Source organism: Streptomyces sp. NRRL S-920 (assembly GCF_000717945.1).
GTDB lineage: Bacteria > Actinomycetota > Actinomycetes > Streptomycetales > Streptomycetaceae > Streptomyces > Streptomyces alboniger.
In genome coordinates this window covers 1-4,116 of the sequence record NZ_JODF01000118.1, presented here as the reverse complement: position 1 = coordinate 4,116, position 4,116 = coordinate 1, and the positions used below count along the sequence as shown (strand labels likewise).

Sequence of the window (4,116 nt, the reverse complement as noted above, 5' to 3'; positions counted from 1 at the left end):
CCTGGACGGCGGCGACCCGCTGCGCCAGGGTCAGGGCGGCGTCCCGGCCCGGGTGGTCGACGGCGTGGGGAGCGGACGCCGTCTCGCCCTCGGGGTCGCGGTGATCGGCGGGTGCGGAGACGGCCGAGGCCGTCGCCTCGGTGACGGCGGTGTCGGCTCGGATGCGGGCGTCGCGGATCGCGTTCTGCACGGCAAGGCTGGCGACCCGGGCACCCTCGTTAGCGGCTGGACTCCCGCGGCGGCGTGCCTTCGGCGGGAGCGATCCACCACCGGTGCGGCACCGGGAAGTCGGCGGTATAGGTCATCCGGTCCGCCGCCGGCGCTTCCCGGCCGGGCTTCGTGACGGTGTGGCGGCGGGAGCACCGCAGCAGGGCCCGGTGGGCGATGTAGTCGTCCAGGCCGCGGGTGAACTCGCGGCCGCGCAGCGTCTCCAGCAGATGCCGGCGCGCTTCGGCCAGGATGTGGCGCCAGGCAAACTTCTCGCGCACGGTGAAGACGACCGCGGCGACGTCGACGGCGGCCAGCGCCACGTCCACGGTGGGATTCACCCGCGCCCGGATCGCCGCTCCGGCTGACCGGCACCTGTCCAGGAGGCCGTCGATGAGCTGCTGGCCGAAGCGGAGGATCGCGGAGGCGCGCCACCACGCGAGCAGCTGCGCGAGCGGCTTTGGCTTCTTCTTCGCGGGCCGGGTCTCCTGCGCCGCCCACCAGCCCAGTTGGTGACGGCCGCGCTCGCCTGGCAGGTGGTCGTGGTTCTTCACGTACTGGTCGGTGAGCACCTCCAGGGCGTCCTCGATGCGCTGGCGGCGTGACGCCGACCAGTTGCTGAGGTCCTCGGGCACTGCGGCGATTTCCATGACCGGACGCAGGCCGGGCGTGACTTCGCGCGGTACGGTCGCCAGCCCCAGGGTTTCGCACACCTCGGTCGTCATCGCCAGGGTGTAGAGCGTCCCGGCGGCCACCACGTTCTGGTAGGGACGGTAGGTGTCCAGAGCTCCCCAGACCGGTTCGCCGTTGGCGCCCAGGCGCCGAACGCGGTTGAAAATCAGGCAGTGTTCGTGCGGGAGCGGCAGTCCGTCGCGGTTGTCGATGTGCCGGAAGGCGGCGACCACGAGCGCGGGTGTTTTCGCGCGGCCGCGGCCGGACGCCCACCGAGTCTCGGCAACTTCATCCTCCAGCCAGCGCAGCGCCGTGGCGACGGCCCGCTCGTGGGCCCGCTGGATGACCCGGCGCACGGTGGCATCACCCAGTGCCCACAGCACGACCAGTGACGCCTGCGGCCGGAAGGTGAAGTCCATGCCGAGCAGCGGCGTCTGCTTGCGCGCCTCGATCTCCTCGATCGGCTGCCCCAGCACCGTCAGTCGGCGTGCCGTGGCTGCGTCGACGCCGTCGTCCAGGAGGCCGCGCTCGATGCGGTCGGCGTCCGGGTGCCGGCCCTCGCCGAACAGCAGCTCCAGCTGACGCTCGGACACCTGGCCTCCCTCGGTGAGCCCCAGCGCGCACAGACCGCGCCCGAGCCACCGTCCCGGTGGCAGCCCGGCCAGCTCCTGGGCGTCCTTCAACGACTGCCCGACCGGGCGGCGGCCGTCGCCGAACGCGACTCCGCGTAGGTAGTACCGCCGCGCGTTACGCCTCTGGATCTTCGCGACACTCGGCATCGCCACAGCACACACCGGCTCTGACCTGCGAAAAAGCGCGATCCCGTGCGGCGGGAGGGTTCACCAGCACTTCACGGCCGATCCCGCCCGGCGGGCGTTCGCAGCGCCACCGTGCCCGCCCGGCGGACACCACCAGGGCCATGTAAATGCTGCGCGGCACCCCCGCCACACACGCCTCACAAGCACCGGAAACCGTCAACAGGCGACTTCAACGCCAACCAGTGCACATCTACGTACCGCTCCCCCACCCAGCGGCCCAAGACGCCGCCCCCTGCACCACGTCACCCACTCTCCGCCCCCGGCAACGCCGGGGGCATCTTGCTGCCTGGAGGACCGACGTGCCGACCTACGAGACCCTGCCGCGCTTCGCCGCCGACCTGGACCGCCTCACCCCCAGAACAGCGCCACCGTTTCCGCAAGACCGTGGCGGCCTTCGTCGAGGACCTGCGCACCGGAGGCCGCTTCCGCGCCGGCCTCCGCGTCAAGCGCGTCCAACGAGCGTCCGGCATCTACGAACTCACCTGGTCCATGGGCACCGGCCCCGCAGGACGCGCCACATGGGAGTACGGACCCGAGCACCGTCCCGGCACCCCCCACGTCATCTGGCGCCGCATCGGCACCCACGACATCCTCACCGGCCCCTGAACGAAAGACCCGGCCCCTCTGGAGCACGGCCGACTGGTCTGGGTTCTCCGTGACCCGACAACCTGGCAGGGCGGGCACAGCCTGCCCAGCCGACGCGACTCGTACATGCGTGCCACTGTTCGTAAGCTGGCGGTGGCCCCTGACACTGTGCTGCCTCCAGAAACAGGACCCAGATCATGACGACCTCGGCACCCGCCGTATCCGAGCCGGGCCCGTCCGCGCTGGCCTGCCCCGGTGAACAGGTCGGCCCGTGCGCCATGTGCCGTCGACAAGACACACAAGTACGGGCGCGGCGGCGCGCCGTTGTGCCAGTGGTGCGCGGCGCCCGTGCGGGAGCAGTGTGGCCCGAACGTGCGCTTCGTCAGCACATGCGCATAACCGCCTGCCGGTGATGGAGAGAGTCAGGCGCCGCGCTTCTTGGCCGCCAGGCTTCGTAGCTTGGGCTTTCTTCGTCGTCTTCTTGACTGCAGGTCAGTTTCCGTGCGGATCTTCCGCGTCGTGGAGGCGGATATCAAGGTCGCCTGCCCAGGCCAGGGCTCACGCTCGTAGCTCTGCTACCTGCTCAGGGCTCAGGCCGTAGGCGGCGAAGCCCGGCGCTCGATCAGAGGCCCGTACACGCACAGCGTGTACGGGCCTCCTCGCGTTTGGAAGTCCTCGCGCCTTCGGCAAGTTGGTGACCGTGCTGCGTCGCAAGAATGCCGACTCTCTGGGCCGGGCCAGCCGTGGGAGCTGTCGTTGGAGGGCCGGGTGCTGCTGCCACGTACTGACGCACAACCTTGACGAACCCGCTGATCCTGCGCGGCTGCCGCCCGAGAGGCGATGAAGTGCAGCACGCGATTCACGGCATCGCCCGCCTGCACAACCGTGCCCTCACCGGATAGCCCACCCCATGCAGGGGCCCAGGGTTGCGGACGGGCCAACCTGGCCCGAACGGCGTCGCACGGCGACGGTCAATAGAGTTCGCACTCCCAGGGCTCGATTTCCGGCTCCCCGGGAGGCAGCTTCCCGGTGCAGTAGCTGTAGAGATAGGTTGCAGCCCGGCGCTCCGCGTACTTCTCATTGACCGGTTCGCCCTGCTCGTCCAGTTTGAGGACGTTGGCGAAGATCGCGACGCAGATCTCCATCTGGGAGGGCGACTCGCGCAGCTCTTCCCAGTAATCGATCCCGTCCAGCATCGGATGGCCCACCGACCCGCGAGCAATCCATCCGGCGAAGCGTCGCAGGGCGCCCGAAGCGCCGTGACTGAGATGCGAAGACATACCAAGGAATCTAGTCCGAGTCTTTGCGGAGTGATCCTTGACCCCTACCTTTGGGGGCGCCGAGGTCCTGGGGAGTGGCGCGGATGGTTCCGGTACAGCTTTTAAAGGCTCTAACAAAAGCTGCTGATCATGAGACTCTAGGCCTGCTGTCTCGTAGGTCTGGGTATGGGAAACCGTGAGTCGCGGCCGTGGATCGTGTCAGACGAACTGTGGGCGCTGGTCGAGCCGTTGCTGCCGAAGCCGGGTCCTAAGCTGGTCGAGGGCAGACCGCGGGTGCCGGACCGGCAGGCTCTGTGCGGGATCCTGTTCGTTCTGCACACCGGCATCCAGTGGGAGTATCTGCCCCAGGAGCTCGGCTTCGGCTCGGGCATGACCTGCTGGCGGCGCCTTGCGGCCTGGAACGAGGCCGGCGTCTGGGACCAGCTCCACCAGTTGCTGCTGAACGAGCTGCGGTCGAAGAACCAGCTGGACTGGGAGCGAGCGGTGATCGACTCCTCGCACGTGCGGGCCGCCCGACGGGGCCCAAAAGCGGGCCCAGCCCAGTCGACCGCGCA

General features: G+C 69.5%; 3 protein-coding genes and 4 pseudogenes. 4 read left to right on the top strand and 3 right to left on the bottom strand.

What is annotated here, in order from left to right; translation table 11 throughout:
• Together IG54_RS43385 and mobF are read right to left on the bottom strand one after the other, a co-directional pair.
• Positions 1–190: pseudogene (locus tag IG54_RS43385) on the bottom strand (hypothetical protein); the annotation flags it as partial.
• A 28-nt stretch (positions 191–218) separates the two neighbouring features.
• Positions 219–1,658 carry a MobF family relaxase gene (gene mobF, locus IG54_RS39585; RefSeq protein WP_234336485.1) on the bottom strand — a complete coding sequence of 480 codons (1,440 nt, stop codon included), beginning with the start codon at positions 1,656–1,658 and terminating at the stop codon, positions 219–221.
• A 423-nt stretch (positions 1,659–2,081) separates the two neighbouring features.
• On the opposite strand from mobF, the gene IG54_RS38855 reads away from it, so the two are divergent.
• From IG54_RS38855 to IG54_RS43380, 3 genes and pseudogenes are all read left to right on the top strand, one after another.
• Entirely contained in the window at positions 2,082–2,303 is a 222-nt protein-coding gene (locus IG54_RS38855) for a hypothetical protein (protein WP_037898451.1), read from the top strand.
• Between the two features lie 649 nt (positions 2,304–2,952).
• Positions 2,953–3,059 (top strand): annotated as a pseudogene (locus IG54_RS43945) (IS5/IS1182 family transposase); the annotation flags it as partial.
• Between the two features lie 35 nt (positions 3,060–3,094).
• A pseudogene (locus tag IG54_RS43380) lies at positions 3,095–3,184 on the top strand (IS5/IS1182 family transposase); the annotation flags it as partial.
• Positions 3,185–3,253: 69 nt separating this feature from the next.
• On the opposite strand, the gene IG54_RS0136915 reads toward IG54_RS43380, so the two are convergent.
• Positions 3,254–3,562, bottom strand: a complete 309-nt coding sequence (locus IG54_RS0136915) for a DUF7677 family protein (RefSeq protein ID WP_030795464.1) — start codon at positions 3,560–3,562, stop codon at positions 3,254–3,256.
• 165 nt (positions 3,563–3,727) lie between these two features.
• Here IG54_RS0136915 and IG54_RS0136910 point away from each other — a divergent pair.
• A pseudogene (locus IG54_RS0136910) lies at positions 3,728–4,116 on the top strand (IS5 family transposase); the annotation flags it as partial.

Bases quoted from the DNA above. Each gene is read 5' to 3' on its own strand.
- mobF (WP_234336485.1), bottom strand. From the start codon at position 1,658: ATGCCGAGTGTCGCGAAGATCCAGAGGCGTAACGCGCGGCGGTACTAC.
- IG54_RS0136915 (WP_030795464.1), bottom strand. From the start codon at position 3,562: ATGTCTTCGCATCTCAGTCACGGCGCTTCGGGCGCCCTGCGACGCTTC.